This is a genomic window from Pirellulaceae bacterium (assembly GCA_019636385.1).
In the GTDB taxonomy this organism is placed as follows: domain Bacteria; phylum Planctomycetota; class Planctomycetia; order Pirellulales; family Pirellulaceae; genus Aureliella.
Map to the genome: position 1 here is coordinate 1,315,352 of JAHBXT010000001.1, position 21,792 is coordinate 1,337,143.

Annotated in this window: 13 protein-coding genes; 7 read left to right on the top strand and 6 right to left on the bottom strand. The window is 54.7% G+C overall.

Annotation, left to right across the window (positions count from 1 at the left end; all coding sequences use genetic code 11):
* Positions 1–70: 70 nt before the first annotated feature.
* The gene (locus tag KF752_04890) at positions 71–1,585 is read right to left on the bottom strand and encodes a hypothetical protein (GenBank protein MBX3420876.1); all 1,515 of its coding nucleotides are present in this window, start codon (positions 1,583–1,585) and stop codon (positions 71–73) included.
* Positions 1,586–2,525: 940 nt separating this feature from the next.
* On the opposite strand from KF752_04890, the gene KF752_04895 reads away from it, so the two are divergent.
* The 4 genes from KF752_04895 (at position 2,526) to KF752_04910 (ending at position 10,176) form a co-directional block, all read left to right on the top strand.
* A complete protein-coding gene (locus KF752_04895) occupies positions 2,526–4,196 on the top strand; it encodes a sigma-70 family RNA polymerase sigma factor (GenBank protein MBX3420877.1) in 1,671 nt (556 codons plus the stop codon).
* Between the two features lie 625 nt (positions 4,197–4,821).
* Positions 4,822–6,984, top strand: coding sequence for an enoyl-CoA hydratase/isomerase family protein (locus KF752_04900; GenBank protein ID MBX3420878.1), 2,163 nt, complete (start codon positions 4,822–4,824; stop codon positions 6,982–6,984).
* A 27-nt stretch (positions 6,985–7,011) separates the two neighbouring features.
* The gene (fadA, locus tag KF752_04905) at positions 7,012–8,172 is read left to right on the top strand and encodes an acetyl-CoA C-acyltransferase FadA (GenBank protein MBX3420879.1); all 1,161 of its coding nucleotides are present in this window, start codon (positions 7,012–7,014) and stop codon (positions 8,170–8,172) included.
* 84 nt (positions 8,173–8,256) lie between these two features.
* Positions 8,257–10,176 carry an acyl-CoA/acyl-ACP dehydrogenase gene (locus KF752_04910; GenBank protein MBX3420880.1) on the top strand — a complete coding sequence of 640 codons (1,920 nt, stop codon included), beginning with the start codon at positions 8,257–8,259 and terminating at the stop codon, positions 10,174–10,176.
* A 215-nt stretch (positions 10,177–10,391) separates the two neighbouring features.
* Here the strand turns inward: KF752_04910 and KF752_04915 are convergent, their stop codons facing one another.
* From KF752_04915 to KF752_04925, 3 genes are all read right to left on the bottom strand, one after another.
* Positions 10,392–11,582, bottom strand: coding sequence for a hypothetical protein (locus tag KF752_04915; GenBank protein ID MBX3420881.1), 1,191 nt, complete (start codon positions 11,580–11,582; stop codon positions 10,392–10,394).
* A 204-nt stretch (positions 11,583–11,786) separates the two neighbouring features.
* Positions 11,787–15,788 carry a PQQ-binding-like beta-propeller repeat protein gene (locus tag KF752_04920; protein MBX3420882.1) on the bottom strand — a complete coding sequence of 1,334 codons (4,002 nt, stop codon included), beginning with the start codon at positions 15,786–15,788 and terminating at the stop codon, positions 11,787–11,789.
* A 137-nt stretch (positions 15,789–15,925) separates the two neighbouring features.
* Positions 15,926–16,918 (bottom strand): hypothetical protein, encoded by a 993-nt coding sequence (locus KF752_04925; protein MBX3420883.1) that lies wholly within the window; start codon positions 16,916–16,918, stop codon positions 15,926–15,928.
* A 360-nt stretch (positions 16,919–17,278) separates the two neighbouring features.
* Here KF752_04925 and KF752_04930 point away from each other — a divergent pair, with 360 nt between their 5' ends.
* Positions 17,279–18,445: a cysteine desulfurase gene (locus tag KF752_04930; protein ID MBX3420884.1), complete on the top strand. Its 1,167-nt coding sequence runs from the start codon at positions 17,279–17,281 to the stop codon at positions 18,443–18,445.
* On the opposite strand, the gene KF752_04935 is transcribed toward KF752_04930, so the two are convergent.
* Together KF752_04935 and yacG are read right to left on the bottom strand one after the other, a co-directional pair.
* A complete protein-coding gene (locus KF752_04935; GenBank protein ID MBX3420885.1) occupies positions 18,403–19,515 on the bottom strand; it encodes a hypothetical protein in 1,113 nt (370 codons plus the stop codon). The genes KF752_04930 and KF752_04935 overlap by 43 nt on opposite strands.
* Before the next feature lie 83 nt (positions 19,516–19,598).
* Positions 19,599–19,862, bottom strand: a complete 264-nt coding sequence (gene yacG / locus KF752_04940) for a DNA gyrase inhibitor YacG (protein ID MBX3420886.1) — start codon at positions 19,860–19,862, stop codon at positions 19,599–19,601.
* A gap of 244 nt (positions 19,863–20,106) precedes the next feature.
* On the opposite strand from yacG, the gene KF752_04945 reads away from it, so the two are divergent.
* Positions 20,107–20,442, top strand: coding sequence for a hypothetical protein (locus KF752_04945; protein ID MBX3420887.1), 336 nt, complete (start codon positions 20,107–20,109; stop codon positions 20,440–20,442).
* A gap of 150 nt (positions 20,443–20,592) precedes the next feature.
* Positions 20,593–21,792 (top strand): iron-containing alcohol dehydrogenase, encoded by a 1,200-nt coding sequence (locus tag KF752_04950; GenBank protein ID MBX3420888.1) that lies wholly within the window; start codon positions 20,593–20,595, stop codon positions 21,790–21,792.

Genomic DNA, 21,792 nt, shown 5'->3' on the forward strand with positions numbered 1-21,792 from the left:
GTCCAGTCGACGGTAGCTACGAATACAGCTGACCTCAACTACGAAGGCCGCTAGCGGTAGAAGACCTCATTTACCGTTTGGACGGATGTGAACTGCGCGACGAAACTTTCTCAGGATCTGTAGGTGCAGCTAGGGCGGTTTCTGACGATGGAGGCGTTGGGTCAGTCGGCCAATCCAGGAATTCAAGATTGTCCAGCATTTGCAAATCGGCACCTGCGAACGCTTCGGCTTGTTCGGCACCGAGTGTGAACACCAATGCCATGCGTCGGCCACCGTCGTTGGACAGATGCGCATAAATCCAACGTACCGGCACACCCTCTTGATTGCCTGCCACTTCAGCCCGCAGCAAACGCAGCTTAGCAGACGTCACTTTTTCGGAGATTTCGATAAATTCTGCGAACCGCTCGCCTAAAGCCTGACGAATGTCGGCTTGCAGTCCGTCGGCAGTCAATTGCGAGCCGGCCTCCAGGCGTGGCAGTTGAGCGATGTTGCATTGAGCAATTACCTGATTGTCCTGCACCATGCGGAGCACGGCATCTTCGCCACCGTCGACGAAGATAAACCAATCGCGGCCGACATAGGCGGCGAATCGGCTGGGCACGGATTCCAAACGAACGAGCCACCGTGCTGGATCATCTGAACCAGCCAACTGCAACAACTGGTTGCGAGTAGCTTGCACACCAATGGTCTGTTCTTGGCGTATAACTTGGATGCGCGCCGTGACGGAAAAGCCGGGTTGCGTTTGGCTAACCTGGCGATTTTCTTTGATGGACAGACCCAACCAGGTAATCATGGCACAGCGCGAACTGAGTGTCGCATGTGCTGAACCGAGAATTTGCAACTCAGTGGAAACGCTGTTAGCTGTGGCTTGGATGTCGCCTTGCAAGTCGATTTTGATAACTCCTTTTTCCACGCTGGCAATCTTGGCGACTAAATTCGACTTGTGAACCGCCTCTAGATTCAACAGGCAGCGCACATCTTCCTCGGAAACTGTCCACTGCGAATTGGTTCGCGCTGGCTCGACCGGTAACAGCTTCTCGAGCATCTGCGTATTGACCGGTGAACGCAACAGTTCCACTTCGCGTCGTTCCAGAGGCAATTCCGGGCAGTATTGCTCCCAAATACCGGACTGAGGCAGCACGAAAATCTGAGCACATTCGGGGCGCAGCCGAGTGGTGGTTGCCTTGCCTGCAATCCAGTTGTCGAGTTGAGCAGACAGATACTCTCGACCAGCGGCTACAGGCTGGTCATCTTGAAAGGCGACCCGTTCGTAATAATCTTGTGTCGCCTTGGCTTTGATTTCGGCGGTCTTTTCCGACAGTTGTTTCTTGTCCGACGCCTGTTTAGTGAAAAGCTGGCCGTGCAATTCCAATTGGATTTTAGCGCGTGTGTCCAGTTGCTCGACACCCACCGGTTGCTGCAACCGTCGCGCAGGAACCTCAGCCCCGTTAGCGAGTCCAGGACAAACCAGTGTCCAGGCCACCAGAATGGCGTTCAGCCAATTTTGGCTGGTGCGGGCATAGCTCTGTGACCCAGGATGCGCCTGAGACTTGCGAAACGCACGGCCCATTAACCCTGTGTACATTGAATTCTCCTTGAACGAACAAGCGAAATCCGGATCCTGAAAAACTGGAGTCCAATCGAACTAGACTCAGGTCTGGTCTGATTGCTAGCATGAAGGCTGTGTCCCCAAAGTTCTCCCCACATCCCTAAAGTTCGCGGTCGGAGGCTTGCGCTAATGCAATTCGGCCGCAGGAAAAATATCGGCAGACGAGGTTTAGCTTCGGCAAAGTGTGGTCGTTCTAACCAGCGGAGGCACTGCAAGCGTCAGAGTCTTCGCATACTTGCCATAATGACATGCAAAATGGGGTCTGACCTAGCTACTTTGGTCAGAGCTTGGGCTGTCTGGTTCTTGCATCTCTTCCTAACGGGAATTACGACCCCAAAGGCCAGTATCCAATTACCGCAGACCGCCGGGACACAATGGCTGTTCGCGTATCAAAATGAGAGGAGTTGTGCAACAAAGTGCCAAGGAAGGATGTTGTTACAAGACTAAGGTGGAGAGCCTGGCGGCACCAGCCGATTTTCCTTCAGCGCAAACTGTTTTCCCACAATAGTTTACGAAAGAATTCTGGAATTGATTGGTCTGGGGTGGGCGGTTGGTACCCTATTTGCATTTTCGAGGAAGATGTTCAACTTGGCATTGTTTGCGAACTTTCTGTATTCCGGGACGCTCTAAACAAAGTGAACTCCGAAACGAACTGACTCCGTAGATAGGAGTGAAGGCAAGCAACAATAGAAGGTTGGCGGTAACCCCTTAGCAAACCTGTGCGGTTTACCAACAGAATTGACGCATTGGAACTTTGGATCCATCCACAGGCTGTATGGGAACGAGGTAGCGGGGGACGGGAGTAAGTATTGGGGGTCTCAGGAAGGGACTCTTACCCAGCCGTAAGCGAATGTCGGCGGTCGGAAACCGCAGGGATGGAATTGACATCGACTTACATGCAGGGAAAGGTTTTAACATGCATCAGGATTATCGAGTATCATTGCTGCGAGAGCTGCGCGACCACCAGGTCAAGTACGCGCCGCGAACCAAGAAGCTGGAACAAGCTGAGCGGGCGGAACGTCTGCTGAGCGAACTAGATTTGGCACGCGAGTACCCCTACGAGTTCATTTATTTTCGCGTTACCGATTTTCGGCCATCCGAAAACTCTAGGAAAATGGTAGCCGGTGGAGATGCTGCGCACGACCTGCGACTATTCGTGGAAGATGTAACCGATTCGTTGAATCTGCTGGTCGAAGAGGCAAAAGAGCCGGTTCATTCGGTGGAAGATCTCAGTCGGATGTTCAACGTTTCGACCAAAACCATTGCGCGATGGCGCGATCAGGGATTGGTCAGTCGACGATTCTTGACCGAGGGTCGCAAGCGCGTCGGATTCCTGCATAGCAGCGTCGAGCGATTCGTGTCTCGCAATCGCGAACGCGTTCGTCGCGGCGAGCGTTTCAGCCAGTTGTCTGAAGACGAACGCGCCGAGGTGATCGAACGTGCTCGGACCATTGCAGCCGGTGGTGCCAGTCTGTCGGAGGTTTCTCGTCAAGTGGCCACAGCCATGGGACGCAGCATCGAGACCATTCGCTACACGCTTAAAAACCATGACAAGGCTAACCCTGAACAAGCGGTATTCCCCGACGCGCGTCAATTGTTAACCGATGGCGACAAGGCGACCATCTATCAACAATATCAGCGCGGCGTTGGCGTGGGTCTGCTGGTTCGCAAGTACGCGCGTAGCCGAAGCACGATCATTCGCATCGTCAACGAGCAGCGTGCCTTGGCCATCCTGCAATTGCCACTGGATTTCATCGACAATCCGAGCTTTCACCGGCCATCGGTCAAAGCTCGACAAGAGATGCTGTCCGACTTGCCTGAGGTCATCATCCCTCCGCGCAAGATGCGTGCTCCCAGTGGCTTGCCGACTTACTTGGCATCGCTGTACGACGTACCTTTGCTGACTCGGGAGCAAGAATACCACCTGTTCCGCAAGATGAACTTTTTGAAGTCATTGGCGTTCGGTTTGCGACAAACACTTTCGACGACCGAGCCCAGTCCAGCGGTGATGGAGGAAATTGAAAACCTGTACCGTCAGTCGGTCGATATCAAGAACCAGATTGTGCAGGCCAACCTGCGTCTGGTGGTGTCCATCGCCAAGCGGCACACGCAGAACAATGACGACTTTTTCAGCTTGGTCAGTGACGGCAACATGTCGTTGTTCCGAGCGGCTGAGAAGTTCGACTTTGCACGCGGCAACAAGTTCAGCACGTATGCCAGCTGGGCGATCATGAAGAACTTCGCGCGATCGATCCCCGACGAATACCGTCACAAAGACCGCTTCCGCACAGCCGGCGAAGAACTATTTGAAGGTCACGTGGATACGCGTGGCGACCACATGGCCGAGGAACTGGCGCAGAAACAGCGGATCGTTCAAATCAATCGTATTCTCAGTCGTTTAGACCATCGTGAACAGCAAATCATCATTCGACGATTTGGCCTAAATCACTCGCAGGAGCCGTTGACACTCAAAGAGGTTGGTGCTGAGCTGGGCGTGACCAAGGAACGCATTCGCCAGCTGGAAGCCCGTGCGTTGAGCAAGCTTCGGGAAGCCGCTTCGGCCGAACATCTTGACATCGCCGAATAAGTGGTTGGCCCAAACGGCTGGCCAGCCACAATCGACTACGCCAAGTGCTCACCGCACAAGCGGTGAGCCCTTGGCCTTCGGATTAGAGGCGCAAGTACCTGCTTTACCCTACCGCGACCAGAGGAATTGCAGCTTGCCCCATGGCACGCCGGCTGGTAACGCGGTGCGCTGGCAACTGCGTAGTTGTTAAGGGACGCCCGGTTCATCAGGGCCGGGTGGTAGAGTTGGCGGGTTTAGGGGGAGATTACAAGCCCTGCGGCAATCCATCAGCTAACGATAACCCCCGTCGGGGAAAAATTGTTCATTGATTGGGCAATATTGGGCCTTCAAATTCCACTGTACGGAATTACAATCCGGGTTCGTTTTTTTGGTCCACAGTGGTCTTCGGTAGCAATGCGCGCCCAATGCATGGTTCACGTTAGCTGCGCTGGCCGAGAACACATAAGTCGGTAGCTGCGGCTCGCCCAGAGTGTGGTTGACCGGGCGGTGTATCATCCAGGTGCGGTTTTTCGTGGGGTCCATCGTGTATACCCCTGCCTACGGAGCGATGTTTGAGCCCCAGTCCTGGATCTGAGGGGTAACGATTCACTTTTATAGTCGATTTTTTTGAGAGAGAAGGTTTGGCATGGGCGGAAAGCCTACGACGACTCTGACTTTTCCAGAACCCAACATTGCGCTGATTACACTGGACAATCCGGACCGCAGCGCCAACATCTTGGCACAACCAACTTTAAAGGAGCTGGAGCAGCACTTCGATACGCTTCAGGCCCGCAACGATGTTCATGGATTGATTCTATGTTCGGGCAAGCCCGGCATGTTTATCGCCGGTGCTGACATTGGCGAATTCGTCGCGTCCATGGAGCAACCTGGCGATCATCGATCCCACGCCGAAGCCATGTGTCGCAAGGGACAGGCTCTGTTTGCCAGACTTTCGGCCATGCCGTTCGTAACCGTAGCCGCCATCGATGGTGTGTGCATGGGAGGGGGTACGGAGATATCCCTGTGGTGTGATCGCCGCATCGCTTCTAACAGTCCGCGAGCCGAAATCGGTTTGCCTGAGGTCAAGATCGGGCTGATTCCAGGCTGGGGTGGCACCGTGCGACTGCCGCGCATTGCCGGTTTATCCAATGCGATCGAAATGATTACCAGCGGTGAGACCGTTTCGGCCGCAGCCGCTTTGCAATTGGGTATTGTCAGTGCCGTTGTCAACTCGGACAAACTCTTGAGTGCCGCAATTGGGCTGGTCAAGCTAGAGCATGCGCGCGGGGGCTACTTGAAGGATCGCCAGCGCTGGCAACAGCCCATTAAGTTATCGCCTACGGAACTCGCCTTTCTCAAGGTGACTGCTGGAGCGATGATCAGTCAGTTGACCCAGGGCAACTACCCAGCACCGGTCGTGGCCTTGGAGACCATGTTGGAAACTCACAACCAGAGCATCGAAAAGGCATGTGAAGTCGAAGCTCAGGGTTTGGCGAAACTATTTGGCGGTGAAGCCAATCGAGCGTTGATGAATGTGTTCTTCATCACGGACCGTAACAAGAAGGATCAAGGTGCTGTTGGTGGATCGGCACCCGCCAAAATCCAAACGGTCGGCGTGATCGGTGCCGGCATCATGGGTTCAGGCATTGCCGGTGCCCACTTGAAGCGTAAGCTCAACACTTTCCTGTCCGATACGATGCCCGAAGCGCTCAGCAAGGGAGTCCGTGGCACGCTGGAAGAAGTATCGTTTGACAAGGCCAGTAAGGCCCCCAACCCCAAGCAGCTATTAGAGTTCGCGCCGCTATTGAAATCAACCAGCGACCTGTCGGAACTGTCCGACTGCGATTTGGTGATCGAAGCCGTGGTCGAAAAGCTCGAAGTCAAGAAGCAGCTGTTCAATCAGCTGGAGGCTGTGCTGCGACCCGATGCGATTTTGGCCTCCAACACATCCACGATTCCCATTACCGAACTGGCTAAGGGGTTGAAGCATCCGGAAAGATTCTGCGGGATTCACTATTTCAATCCGGTTCGCCGCATGATGTTGGTGGAGGTCATTCGGGGGCCACAGAGTTCCGACGCAACGATCGCCAGCGCTGTGGCTCACGTCAAGAAATTGGGCAAGTTCCCGGTGGTCGTCCAGGACGGTCCGGGATTCTTGGTCAATCGTCTACTGTTCCCGTACATGAACGAAGCTTTGCAATTGCTGGCCGAAGGCGTGCCCATGGACGCCATCGACAAGGCCGCCAAGAAATTCGGTCTGCCGATGGGGCCATTGGAACTGCACGACATGGTCGGGCTAGATACTGCTCTGTATGCCGGTGGCGTCATGCACGACAAACTGCCAGAAAGAATGATCGACACCCCCATTTTAGCTGCCATGGTGAATGCTGGACGGCTGGGGAATAAATCTGGACAGGGATTTTATTCCTACAAGAATAAGAAAGGTAAACGAACGGCCGATCCGGCGGTTCAAGAACTGCTGAAGCCGTTCATTAAGAGTTCCGGTAATCAGCCTAGTGGTGATGCTTTGACAGCCAGGCTAATTCTGCCCATGCTGCTAGAGGCAAGCGATGTGCTTGACGCCGGATTGGTTCGCGATGCACGTGATGTGGATTTGGGGCTAATTTACGGAATAGGCTTCCCGCCGTTCAAAGGCGGGTTGTTGTTCTGGGCTGATCGACAGGGCATTGGCAGTATTATGAAGATGCTGGAACCGTTAGCGGCGGTCGGCCCGCGATTCGCTCCAACCAAATATCTCAAAGAATTAGCCGCTAGCGGCAAGTCCTTCTATCAAAAATCTCAGGCTTAGAACCAAACAGGGAGCGAAATCGCGAACATGAGAAATGCAGTAGTCATTGATGCGGTGCGGACCCCTGTTGGCCGCGCACACCCGGAACGAGGCTTCTATCGCTTGATTCGCAGCGATGATTTAGCAGCCTCTTGCGTTCAGGCATTGCTCGACCGAACGGGCTTAGCCGCCGAACACGTCGAAGACCTGATCATGGGCAACACCCAGCAGACCCTCGAGCAAGGCATGAATGTGGCGCGAACCGTTGGTTTGGTTGCCGGACTGAATGTGACCACAGGCGGGACGACGGTCAATCGACTGTGTGGCAGCAGTTTGCAGGCCATCAATCAAGCCTCGCATGCTATCGCAGCTGGCGCCGAAGACGTACACATCGTGGGCGGGCTAGAGCACATGCATCACGTGTCGATGATGCACGCCGTGGACATCAATCCCAAGATGTATCGCACGACCTCCAAAGCTGCGATGATGATGGGTATTACCGCCGAATTCTTGGCTCAGTCGCAAGGTATTTCCCGTCAAGAGCAAGACGAATTTGCATGTTCGAGCCATAGAAAAGCGGCCCAAGCCGAGGCTGAGGGCCGGTTTGATGCTGAGCGGATTGAGATTTACGGTCATGATGAATCGGGCGGGATCATGTTGTTGGACCACGACCAATGCGTTCGCGCCGAGACGACCATGGAGATACTGGCGGGTCTTGACCCTGCGTTTATGCCCAAGGTTGGAACGGTAACAGCGGGCAACAGTTCACCTCTCAACGACGGTGCCGCCGCCCTGTTGGTGATGTCCGACGAGCGGGCTCGTGAATTGGGTGTTAAGCCCATCGCCCGAATTGTGGCTTCAGCCGTCGCCGGTGTTGATCCGTGTGTGATGGGGACCGGACCGGTGCCAGCTACAAAGAAAGCTCTTAAGCGAGCCAATTTGCAGCTCTCGGATATCGGGTTGATCGAGTTGAATGAGGCGTTCGCGGCACAAGCGTTGTCCTGCATTCGCACATTGGGCATGGACATGGATAAAGTCAACGTTAATGGGGGAGCAATCGCCATTGGCCACCCGTTGGGTGCTAGCGGCGCGCGGATTACCACAACGCTGCTGCACTCAATGCAGCAGCGTCAAGTTCAGTTTGGACTAGCCACGATGTGCATCGGTGCTGGGCAGGGAATTGCCACGATTTTTGAATTAGTTGCGTAAATTGAGTTTGTCATAACCGCCGGGACATCTGTGAAATAGTCGCCACGTCTGTCCCCCAGACACCTGTTTTTCAAGGAGCCTTCCATGTCGACCGAATTGAAATCACCGCACAAGTCCAGTTCGCCACAAGCGGAATCGTTCGCCGAAACCGCACTCAAGTTGGGAGGCAAGAGTGATGATGAAGCTCGACGCACCGGAGCCATTGACCGTGCGGATGATCAAGTCGAAGAGCTGTTCAAGCCGCAGTATCAAACCGTCAACAGCCCGGCTCACCGCGCCGTATGGGATCAAGGCGTACCAGTGGATCTGTTCCGTAGCAAAGAATTCACTACACCTGCCGACATTCAGCAGGTGATGGACCGTTCGATCGAGGTTGTTAAACAACATCGCGACGGCAATACACTGTTGGACGAGCGCAGTAAGATTCGGGATCAAGTCTTAGAAGACTTGGGCAGTGCCGGTTACTGGGGCTTGTTAGTTGACAAAGAGTATGGTGGGTCAGGGGCTTCGATCCGTAGCTTTTCCACATTTTTGACCCGCATGGCACAAGTGAACCCAACCATTGGTGGCTTGGCCTCGGTTCACGGCTGCATTGGTGCCGTCGATCCGGTACGTACGTTTGGTAACGATGAGCAGAAGCAACGGTTTCTGCCGGACTTAGCCAGCGGTCGCCGCTTGTCGGCATTTGCTTTGACAGAGCCGGGTGCCGGTTCCGACCTGACGGCCCTGCGAACTCGGGCGAAGCTGGATGGCGACAGTTATGTCGTCAACGGTGAAAAGTTGTTCATCACCAACGTGGTGCCTGGACGAACCGTCGGCTTAGTGTGCTTGGTTGAAGATCAACCGGCTGTTCTCATCTGCGACCTGCCTCGGGAAGAGAACGCCAATTTTCAGCTTCGTAAGTACGGCTTGCATGCTTTGAAACACACCTTCAACCAAGGCATCATCTTCAAGGACTTCCGCGTACCGAAGGAGAATTTGCTGCATGTCGAGCGCGGTAATGGCCTGACCATTGCTTACCACGGCTTGAACCTGGGTCGCATCGCACTGTGTGCTGGCGCCGCTGGGGTCATGCGCGGCATGATGGGCAGCATGATTCCGTGGGCCCAATATCGTGTTACCTATGCCGAAAAGATCGCGAAGCGAGAATTGGTTCGACGACGATTGAGTAAGCTAGCAGGCATGATCGTCGCCTCGGATTCTCTGGTGCATTGGTGTTCCGATTTGATCGACCAAGGCTATCGCGGAGAAATGGAATGTATCGTGGCCAAGATTTTTGGCTCCGAGTTCCAGAAGGAGGCCGCAATCGAACTGTTTATGAAGACCCACGGCGGACGCTCGTTCCTGCACGGCCATCTATTAGGTGACAACGTGCATGAATTCTTGGCACCTTGCATTTACGAAGGTGAAGGCGAGATGCTGGGCATGGCCTTCTTCAAGTCGTTGGTCAAACATCACGGTATGCAGTTCTTCGAGCCCGTAGGAAAGGCTCTGCACGCGGCAGGCATTCGCAATATGAATCCCGCCAACCCCATGCACTTGTGGGCGCTACGTGGCGTGATGGGCCCTTATGTTAAGTGGCTGGCGGGCCGCAAGCTGTCTCGAATTCCTCGACCGGAATTGCCGACGATGCCTTCACGACTACGCAATCATGCCGAGTTTGCCTGCATCGCCTTGCAGAAAACCGCTTTGGAGACCGACGGCTTGATGCAGCGCCATCAGCTGAAGCTGGCTGACCGCCAGTGCCAGATGTCGGAGCTGTCGCTGCGAATTCAGTCGATGATCGTCGTGCTGTGTACCAGCTTGTACGCGGCTCGTCAGAACAACGAGGTCATCCAAGATGCAGCGGATGTCTTCTGCATCGAGACGATTCGACGATATACCGGCAAACGCTTAAGCGATCGCGATTATCGCGCCATCAACAAATTGGGCGAGACCATCGTCGACGGCGGCTGGAAGACCTTTACCAGTGAAGCTCCAGACGAAATCATGATGAAGTACTAGACAGCTCAGAGCTGAACTGTTTAATCAGACTAATGACAACCAACGAACCTTGCCGACCAATTGTCGGCAAGGTTTCTTGTTGGGTGGCTAGTATTGGCAGGCCATCTGAGTAAGGTCGGCCCCAGAGATGAAGCAATGGCCAAGAGCCAAGCAATGCGGCATCTCACGCTTTGGCGAGCGTAGTTGCAGCGATCCGCACCCGACAGTATCGCGAGTTACGGGCGATAGCTATTGGAAGTTCTAGGCAGTATGGCACTGGCAGGTCGGGCAGGTACTTTTTTGGAAGCGCTCTGTCGTTGGTCTGCCAACCTAGTTTCTGACTGAGCAGATGGCAAGGTCATCTCCTGAAGTGCACTGTTGGATGATTGCTTAATGCCTTGATCGTTCCAGGCTAGTACACCTGACGATAACTGCCCTTGATGGTATTCGGCAATTGCCTTGCGCATGCCATTGTCGTGCCACCAATTCCACTTGCCTACTTGCTGGCCGGCAGCGTATTGACCGGTTGATTCTGGTTGGCCGTTGGCATACCAACTGGCGAACTTTCCATGCAACTGCCCGTGTTGATAGCTGGCTTGGTAGCGCACAGCTCCGTTCTCGAAATAGGCGGTATAGTCGCCGTGTCGAATCTCTACGTTTTGGACTTCATACGAGGCCAGCGTATTTTCGTGCCAGTTGTCAGGCGCGGTTAGCTTTTGTGCAGCAGTCAAGTATTCATACTCGATCCTAGGCTTTTTGTCGGCGAAGAATTCCTGCTTTCTCTCAACGCGCTGCCCGGCCGTATACCGCAACTGCTTGATGATATTGCCCTTGGCATCTTTCTGCACTAAATCGCCGTGTGGCAGTCCTTGCTGATAATGACTGAGCACGAACTCGTGTCCGCCAGGGTAGTACCAAATTGCAGGTCCATCGCGCAATCCGTCGAGTAGTTGGATTTGGCTAATCGTGCGATTTTCAGCATCGCTGATTGTCCACATTCCATTCATCTTTCCATCGCTGAACTCGACTGAAGATTGAAACGGCGATTTGAATTTTGTGTAGGGCTCTTTTTCGAACAGCTTCGAGCTACCAGCGGTACAGAATCGAATCCACACTCCATCGGCCCGGCCCATCTTGTACGTTCCGCTAACTATGACATCACCGCGCTGGCTCCACTCCTGATATTCTCCATGGTTAACAAAGTTACCATTGGAATCCAGGATAACTTGCCGAGTTATATGCAGTTGGCCCGATGGATAGCGTTGCTGAATGACTTCGCCTTTGACTACTGCGGCTTCCGTTTTGACGACCGTTCCTGAATCTTCCAACTCCAACACCAGTTCTTCCTGAGCCCATGCGTTGGATAGGATTATTGACATTAACCCGATTCCATAGGCACCAATCCAAAGTCGGCGAGGTTGATTCATGGCAAAACCACTTCCTTAGCTGGTGACGCAGAAGCCTTGATCATCCAGAATTGCAATTCCATCGACTGCTAACCGATGCTAGCAATCATGACCTTGTGGCGGCACAATGTGCGCAGCACGAAATGCTAACCAGATCGGCAAACTGCACCGGCAGCCTTGAGACGGACTGCCAATTCCACCATAACTGGCGGGAATCGGCAGGACTTAGCGAGGTTTGTTGGTGCGAACCAATCGAACGCCGCTGATAACAACGTTGCCTGGCTTGGCTACCAATTCGATGTTCAGCTCCTTGCTCAATAGCACATTCTCAAAACGGCAATGTGCATGGAGCCCGCTGCGAGTAGCCGCAGGCTGTTGGATTTGGTCCAGTCCAGCCGTTAGTGCAGTAGACTTCATCGTGACCTGTTGTGACTGATTTACATCGGTCAACCGTACCTCGAAGCTAGGTGGCAGGCCACCATCATGCAATTCGGATGTTGTTCCAAAATACAATTCGATATCGTAAGCATGTGCTGCGACCGATTGATTGTTAGTCGAATCCGTTACCTCGGCCGTGACGGAAGCTACCTCTGCAGGCAACTCATCATCGGAGTCAGATTCTTTGGGCCTGCTGCCGGATTTAGCCGGTCTGCTTTGGATCTGGGTAATTAGCCCGATCCTCAGGTGTGTTGCCCCCACAGCTCCTGAAGACAGCACCCAGGAATTGTCTGCACCCAAAAAAGCGGATGAATGTTGTTGAACGAAACGCACGCCTTCATTCAGACGGATCGAAAGTGGTGGAGGATCGCCCGACGAGTGAGGATATTCAATCCACAACACGCCGTCTTCATCGCGCCGATCTCCCGGCGCTCCGAAGTTAATGCCTACCGACTCGATGGCGGTGTCGGCGTCGGCCAACGTAGCTGTCAAATTGGTCGCCCAGACATCGACGTCTGGCATGTGCACCAGCGCCAGCGATGTCTGATTCTGATAGGCGCACGAACAGGTCCGTGTGTAATCCGGAGCATTCAACACGCCGTTGGCCACGATCAAATTGGAAGTACATCCCGACTTGAATCCGCCAATATTTCCGGTACCGGCATCGGTCAACAAATCGTAATAGCCGGCAGCTCCTGAACGAAAAGTCAGGAGATTCTCGCTGGCAATAATCTGATTACAACCATAGGCGCGCGTAATTCTCCATGGCTGCAATTGGCCGGTCAATGGATTCTTGATCATACGTGGCTGACCTGTGCGAATATCAAACGCACCGGCGGATTGTGAGTATGCGTTGGTGTTGGTCAGAATCCACTGATGATGCAAGATGCACGGGCCGCTGTAGGACAGATCGTCCTGCGCCCATTGCAGCGACCCGGTAGCGGCTTGATAGACGCGCATTCCTTTGCCAATTTCGTCGGCCAGCCGATCGCTGCCGCGTGCGCCAGCTTGTAATAGCAAATCGTACTCTTGCGAATATCCTAACCACGTACCGACCACATGTTCGCGAACCTCCCAGAGGCCCTGTCCGGTTTGTGCATCCAACGCCAGGATGCGATTGGATTGGCTGTTCAATTGTCCACGGCGTTTCAAAGCTTCCTCGATTTGTGCCGGATGGCGATCGAGGCAGTACACCTTGCCACCGCCGGCCACGATGCCGTTGTGCCAAAAGCTGTGCTGAGCGTCGACGCGCCACAGCAGCTGACCACTATGCCGGTCAAATGCCAGCAGTGCACGACTGGCGGCGCGATCTAAACTCTTGGAACCGAAGGCTGCCTTGTTGCCTTTAAGGAGCTTGTCTCCATCGATTTCCAGACCTAGACGCTGACGATACTTTGCAAACCCCAACCCACCCAGCAGCACGTTGTCGTAGACTCCGATAAAACCCCATTCCAGCTGGTCGCCTGCCTCGTCCGTTGGCATGCTGATCTGACCTCTATCTTGGCCCGATGCTGCGTCCAGTATCTTGCAGGTGTTGCCCATCACCAAGTAAATGCGATCCTCGGTGACAACGTAATTCGTGCCGCGGGCGTTGGCCCCGGGAATGTGAACTTGGTTGTACTTTGTATCCAGTGGCGCATCTTCGTAGGTTTGATCATAGTACACATCAAATGTCCCTAAATCGTCGAAGTCGCGATGCCACAACACACGACCGGTATACACATCACGAGCACTGAGGCAATTATGTCCCTGAATGACTAAGCGGCCGGCGACTACTTGTTGCGGAGGACCATGGCCATGCCTGGGCAAAACATCCAAATTGCTGTTGCCGCCAAACCACAAGATTCCCAGCGGCATTTTCACTCGACTGTCATCTGACTTTACTGAATTGGCGATGTCACCATGCTGATGCGTCCAGTCCGCTGAACCAGGCAAAGGACCCACGCGTCGGACCACAACCGCGTTGGGATGAATTGTTAGCTGCGCCTGCTCCAATTGCAACTTGCTGAGGTGCTCGGCGGTTTGCTGTATCAGCGCAGCATCAGACCGTTCTATCAGCATAGCTCCTCCGAATGGTCGTACTGCTGAATACACGGCCTGGATGTCGGCGTCGGACCACTGGCTCGCCAGTTCTTCCGAAACGAATACGCTATGCGCAATATTTTGTGGCGGAGAGAAGCTGCGGGGAACGGAGCAGTGCACAGTGATTTTCGTCCCATAAGCCCCAAGAGCATCCAATTGCCGTCGCGCAGCATCGACGCGCTGCGGATTCGAATCGACAACGGCCAGCTGCACAAACGGACTAATCTGAGCCCAAGCCGCAATGAAAGCTGGGTCACACTCTCCGAACCAAAACGCATAGCCTTCGCCATTGGTCTGTGCAATCATGTGTTGTACACGCACGACTGCGGCTTCAATGGACTGTGGCTCGGCTGGCTGGGTTGTGGCTGACCTCTTAGTCGTCGTCTGCTCGCTCACTGCCGAAGTTGCTGGCTGGCCATAAGCATAGATCGTCCCTGATTCGGAAACAGCCAATAGCTTGTGATCGGCGACCAGCAGCCGGCCAATATTCTCGGGCGCTGTAAACTGCCGAACGATTTGGCCACCAGTCAATTTCCCGCTAGCCACTTCAGGCAGGCCAATGACTGTCACCGTCTGCTGGTCGGCTGCAATCAAGTGCTGGCCGGCGAGAATCAAGTCGGACATGGCTGGAGCGTTGATGTTCCACACGGAATCACGATACTTATCGTCATTCAGGTTAGCGGGATAAGCCCTAATCAGGGATTGATCCGATGATGAATAAGCAGCAAACAGAAAGTCTCCCCAAATGACTGGCTGGTTCGGCATAAAGGCCGTTTTGACTCCGGTCTCGATGTTAAATGCGCGCGTTCCGATATGCCGCGTATGCAGGTAGAAATGAACTGCGTCGGCTGCCACAAACGAGCCTCCGCTGCCTTTTCCGCCAGCTTCGATTTCAAAGTACTTGAACCGACCATCCGCGCGCTCAAAAACGGCAGGCACACTGCGGCCACCGGGCACAATTAGATAGTTTTCCGTGGCCAGTAGTGCACCTTGTGGAGCGACACCCGCAAACGAAGGAGCGCTATGTGGCTGTTTGATGTATTGCGCCCCAGTGCTGTCGTTGACCCACCGCAATTGTCCATTCTCAGCATTCAATGCATAGATAAAGGTGCCCATAAATGGCCAAATACTCGCCGCAAAATAGACGGTGTCATCGCGTACCACGGGACCGCCTCGCGCTGGCCAAGCTGACGTCAGCCGCCGATTTCCCAACGCGTGTTGTCGGCCTGGCGCACCGCTGAACCGCCAAAGCAATTGGCCATCTTCGGCGCGCAGGCAGTATAAAAAGCCGTCATCGCTGCACACCAGGACGCGATCGCGCCAGCCAACCGGGGGCAAACGAATCGGAGCCTCAGCAAAAAAGGTCCACAGCGGCTGGCCACTGGCGGTGTCCACTGCCAACAACTTGTCTTGATCGTTGAATCCGACGAACATCCTGCCGTCCATAACGATCGGCTCGAAGATTCGATCGTAGGGCATCAAATCCTGATTCAGTGGGTCATCCCACACCGGCTCGCGTGGCGCCTGCTGCATGCTCCACAACAGCTGCAAATCGTCTGGCAACTGATTGGGCGAAGCCGCCGAGCGCTGAGCGTCGTAACGCCACATCGGCCAATTCTCAGCCGCGCGGCTAACGGAAGTCCACCCGGCGATCAACAGCCCGCAACTAGCAGCTATGCGGTGAATCGTGTTTACACAGTCGAACATGCAATCGGCCTCTTTGAGTTTTGTAGCCACGTTCGCCAGAACGCAGGTGGTTATCGTGAGTGATCACCAAACGCATCCACGTTTGGCGGAAGCAGCAATCGCTGGTTGTGGGCGAACCATAGATACGCGCCCACAGCCTACTTTTTCTTGCCCGGAGGGATCGTCAGCAGTTGCGGCGTCGACTGCTCAGCAGGAATCGGATTGCTAACCAGCGTACTGCCCACCGCAGCATCCCAGTCAAAATCTAGCAACAGATCAAACCCTGGATTTTGTTCTTTGACCTGACAGGAACACGGTCCGATGATGAATTTCGAGGCGATGTGAATCACTTCACCTGCAATTCCTTTACCGACCAGCGCGTAGAGTACGATGCCGCGACCAAACACCGGAAAGGCGATCGGTTCATCGGGGTAATCGCGCAAGTCTTCCTCGCTGTTCAGCAAACAGTCAATCAGGAACTTCTCGGCGGGATCCTGACGACTCACCGTAATCACCGAGAAGGCAAGACGCAACTTGATCTTGGTTTGTTCCAAGACTTGCGGTTCCACTTCCAGTGCATCCGCTGTGGGCAGCTCCAGCTTCTGTGCATCGGCTTCCAATTGCTGCTCAAGCGTGTTGAGCGCCTGAGCGTCTTTTTGAGCGTCTCCCGACTGAACCAGTATCCAAACAGCGGATTGGCCATCGGTTAATCGTCGCGTGAGCTCGCGGCGCACCGGTGAATTCAGCACATAGCTGACGCCTTCAGCGGTCAGTGGACAGGCATGCGCTTGTTGATCTAAGGACGACCTTTTGGGATATAGCGTTACCAGGATGGGCGCTTTGTCGGGCTGGCTGTAAGTCTTCCATAGTTCCAAAATACTTGGATCGCTTGTGTTGGTGATGTCGACCTGCTGAACATCAACGACGGAGGGGCGATCGCTATTGCCGCTCAGTCTCGAGATTTCTTGCGCCAAGTCGCTGGCTAGCGGACCATGACTGAGGGCCAGCACGCGGTAACGATCAGGATTCCAACGTTCGAGGGCATAGCGGAACACCGGGACTTGACAGGCCACTGCAATACTGAGCAGACTCAACCAAGCGCAGACCAAAATCAACGCAACTCGACCATAATACCCATTGCTTCTAATCATAGAATCACGCCATGTTAAGTAGCTATCCTCGCCAGTGAGTGGGGCCATGCCTTGCCACGGTCTGGCGACCCTGGGCTACGCAAAACCTCTCACGACCACAGCTGCGGCAAACTGGTTTCCAACCCTCGCGTTTCCGCTCAAATGCTGGCCTCGAAACTTACCCAAAACATTGTACACACCGCCTTAGGTGGGCGGTAGTTGCGGAGTCTGGGCTGGCCTACAGGCCGGACAATCGAAACAGACTGACGGGACAGGTCTGTTTTTGACTCGTCCCGTCAGTGTAGGCAGACGACAGATGGGGTCAGCCCAATTTAGATGGAATGCAGTTGATTCACTTCAATTGATTGGCGACCGAGTTCGATGCACCCCATTTACCTTGACCATGCTACGACCACGCCCGTGTTGGCCAGCGTCCGTGATAGCATGCTACCGTTCTTAGGTGATCTATATGGTCATCCGTCCAGCAACCACTGGAGCGGTCGGGCTGCTGCAGAAGCGATCGAGGATGCGCGAAGCCATCTGGCCAGCCTGCTGGACTGTCACCCTAATGAAATTATCTTTACGTCTGGCGGCACCGAAAGCATCAATCTTGGACTCTTAGGGGTCGCTCGGGCCATCGGCCCAGCTATCGATGCTCCACACTGCATTATTTCCAATCTGGAACATGCGGCCGTCCGACAGACATGTGCGCAAATGGAGCGCGAAGGCTGGCAGGTATCGATCGTGCGCTGCAATCGTCACGGGCTGGTGGAACCCGATCAAGTGGAAGAAGTCCTGTGTTCTCAGACGCGCATCGTCTCGATCACTCACGCTAGCCACCAGCTCGGCACCGTCCAACCGATCGCTGATATCTCCAAGCTATGTTTTGACAGAGACATCCTACTACACACCGACGCCTCGCAAACGGTGGGCAAGATCGACTGCCGCACAACTCAGTTGAATGTTGACCTGTTGAGTCTGAGTGGACACAAGTTTCACGCGCCCAAAGGTATCGGCGCGCTGTATGTCAGACTGGGCGTACCGCTGGAGAATATGCTGCACGGCGAGGGACACGAAGCCGGATTGCGACCCGGTACACCCAACGTCGCGGCCATCGCTGGGCTGGGGCAGGCTGCTAAATTGGCACAGGCCGGTCTGGTAGCATCGATCGAGCGCCTGAGCGCACTGAGTAAGAATTTTCATGAACAATTGCAGACGCTGATCGGTAGACCCGTGCGATGGCTGTGCGATTCGTCCGAGCGACTGCCGGGCATCATGGCCTTGGAGTTCCCCGGCGTTACGGCTCATCAGTTACAACATAGGCTGCCCGAAATCTGCTTGGGACCAACCTTTACCGACAACGGAAAACGGACGACTCCACAAACCGACGCTTGGGCAGCCCTGGGACTGACGGAATCGCAAATCGCCAGCGTGGTACGCATCTCCATCGGTTGGACCACAAGCCAAGAAGAGCTGGATCGAGCAGCGCCCATGATCGCCTCGGCCTACGATTCGCTGCTGTCCGATTTATCCATCTCGGATTGCTGAGCTTCCGCGGGTTGCGAGGTAGTTGGAATTTGTGGCGGATGCTTTTCGATCGCTGACTCTGGCTGGTAAACTTCGTCTAGAGGCGTGCCGTCAACGCTGCGCCGCAGAATTAAATAGATGGCAACCGACGCGGACCAGAAAAAGCTGAATCCGTAAGCCAGCACCAGATTTTCAGCCAGCCAGCCTCCAGCTTGCAAATAGCGATTCGCATCGTCAGCCAGACCGCCAACCGACCACCTGTAGGTTGCGGAAATGAATCCCCAACCGGCCTGCACTGTCCATTGCACCAGCAGCGCACCTACTTGCCCTAGGCCGCCGAGGGCTACTACAAGCAACGCGACAACAACCGGCCTTTGAAAGATGTAGGCATTGGATCGACTAAAACCTTCAAAAGCGTCCGCCTTGTTTTCGATGCTGATGGCACAAATGCTCAGCGGAACCCCGATCAGCAAGCTAATCAACAATCGGCCGACAGCGAACATCAACGGAATGCTCAACACAATCAGCAGCACTCCTGTGACCGCCGCTGCCACATCTCCCAAGCGCGAAGCCCAACCGAGAATGACAATCGGCAGCAGCAGACAAAGCAGTGCAACGAAGTGCATTGCAATCGCCCAAAAAAAACTCATCCAGCGACTGGCGATGACCTTGGCAGTTCGTCCCCAGTCGGCAATGGTTCGCTGGCCTAATTCGACGGCCGCGCGCCGCGCCAACAGTCCGCCCAATAGCGCCCCAACCATTCCGATCCACACCAGGCAAAACGAAGCATAGGCCAACTGCTGGATGGACAGCGTGGGAAGATTGTCTATCCATTGAGGCACTGGCCAATGGATTCCGTATCGTTCGGACCAGACTAGCACACTACCCCAATCGTAACCTGGCGAAAACCAGCGCTCGGCTAGGCCTACCCCTTGTTGAATCAGTAGGACCGCCACCAAGCTCACAAACAGACTCGTCATGCGTACCGCCGGGTGAATCGCCCGGGTTATCGGGTACCACCACCAGGCAGACCGATCCCAGTCGATTTCAGCTCGCGATACTACGCGATCTTCAAAAGGAGTTTCTTCCATTGGTGACTCGGTTCCAATCTGATGTTACCAGGATTCTACGTTCCGGCGAACGTAGCTGCGACTAACTCAAACTGATCAAAGCACTACGCGTCGTGCCAACCCGGAGGCAACGCCGGTCTTCCCGTCGGCGGAGCCTTCGAATCTTCTTGTTGAGACTGGCAGGGTACCGCAACCTCCTCGTTTAGCCAACGCCCCAAGTCGATCATCCGGCAGCGATCGCTGCAAAATGGCATGCAATGCTGGGCTTGCTGCTGGTCCACGAACATGTCGCAGCTTGGGCAACGCGGGCGGCGTATTTCAGAATTCGGTATCAGCGGTTCGTTGGGGTGTTGATGGTACTTCTCCATCGGTCGGCTCGTTTCTGTTCTGCTGATTCTTCGATGAACCCAAGCTAGCTTTTTCGCAAAGCGACATTGGAAGGCATCTATTTTCCATGGATCAACCAGCAGCCGAAGATGGCCACCAGGGAAATTTGCGATTTTTTTGAAGGTTTGACCTAACGTGTCCAGGGTCTTGCGAAACTGGCTTCAGCCGATCGACGATTGGCCGATGCGCATGTTCGTCCTGAGTTTTTTGGAAAGCACTTCAACCATGTCACTTTCACTCACCACTCTGCGGTCGACTACCCCCAGGCAACTGGAATTCGCTTGGACCGATTTGGATTCGTCTTGGCAGGCTGACCAACGAGTCCCGGTGAATCCGCGCCCCAGGTTACCAGTGCATATCGTTCGCAAGCAACCATTCGCCAAGGCAGCAACGACTAGCTCCGCATCCCAAGCCAAAACGCGCCAACCTGTCCAACTGGATCGTTCGGTCAGAATTGGCCAAGCTCGCATGGGTACCTTGATGCTGAATTTGCTTAGAAGCTACGGCATCACCGAGGAAGAAATCGCCCTGGGCATCGCCAATTACGCTGGCGATGCCTGATCAGAACCTGCTGCTAGGGGGATACGTTTATCAGATACCTTTGGACTACAATAGGGCGGCTGCAACCGCAACAGGGGGATACGCCGAACCCATGCTGTAAACGATCGCGGTTGGCTGGTTGGTTCTATAACACGGTCCGAATTCCGACGCATGCACAGTATCGACTTTCAGCATCCAACGCGGCTCGTCTTCGGCCAGGGCTCGGTCGCTCGACTGGGGGAATTTGCCACCGAACTGTGTGCGACACGAGTCCTACTGGTTAGCGATGCCGGGGTCGTGGCGGCCGGACATCATGAGCGAGCAGTCCAGTTATTGAAAGCTGCGGGCCTACATGTCCAGTCCTTTCTAGATGTCCACGAGAACCCATCGACGGTTGATGTTCAGGCGGGCGCAGAGTTTGCCCGACAGGTCCAACCCGATTTACTCATTGGCCTGGGCGGCGGAAGTTCGATGGACTGCGCCAAAGGCATCAATTTTCTGTACTCTTGCGGCGGCACCATGGAAGACTATTGGGGTGTGGGTAAGGCCACCGGGCCGCTGCTGCCGATGGTCGCCGTGCCAACCACGGCCGGAACTGGTAGCGAAGCACAATCCTTCGCGCTGATCAGTCAACACGCTACCGGGCGAAAAATGGCTTGCGGCGACCGGCGGGCTGCCTGCCGTATCGCTGTCTTGGATCCCGAGCTGACTGTCACTCAACCGCCTCGCGTGACCGCGTTGACCGGGATTGACGCCATCAGTCACGCGCTGGAATCTTACGTGTGTAAGCGCCGCAATCCGCTCAGCACCTGCTATAGTCGCCAGGCTTGGCAATTGCTCAGCCACGGCTTTCCAATCGTCTTGCAGCACCCATCAGACTTGGAGGCTCGGGGCCAGGTTCAGTTGGGGGCCTTTTTCGCGGGACTGGCCATCGAGACCAGCATGTTAGGGGCGGCGCACGCACTTGCCAATCCGCTCACCGCACAGTTTGGAGTAACCCACGGGCAGGCGGTAGGCATGATGCTGCCTCAAGTCATTCGTTTCAACGGTACCGAAGTTGCTGGGTGGTACGACGACTTGTGGCATGATGCTTCGCGGACCGAGTTGGGACGAAAGTGCAACCGCGATCTAGCCAGCCTCAAAGGTCCGGCGGGCAGCGTGGAATGTTTGGCCGAACTCGTGGGACGACTGGTTCGCCTGGCAGGATTAGAAACAGAACTGCAACGTCTAGGCGTGGCCGAAGATTCATTAGACGCACTGGCGCGCGATGCTACCGATCAATGGACGGGAGCATTCAATCCCCGCTCACTAACTGAAGCCGATTTTCGTGAAATCTACCTGCAAACGATGGCGCGGCGCGAAGCGAGTTAG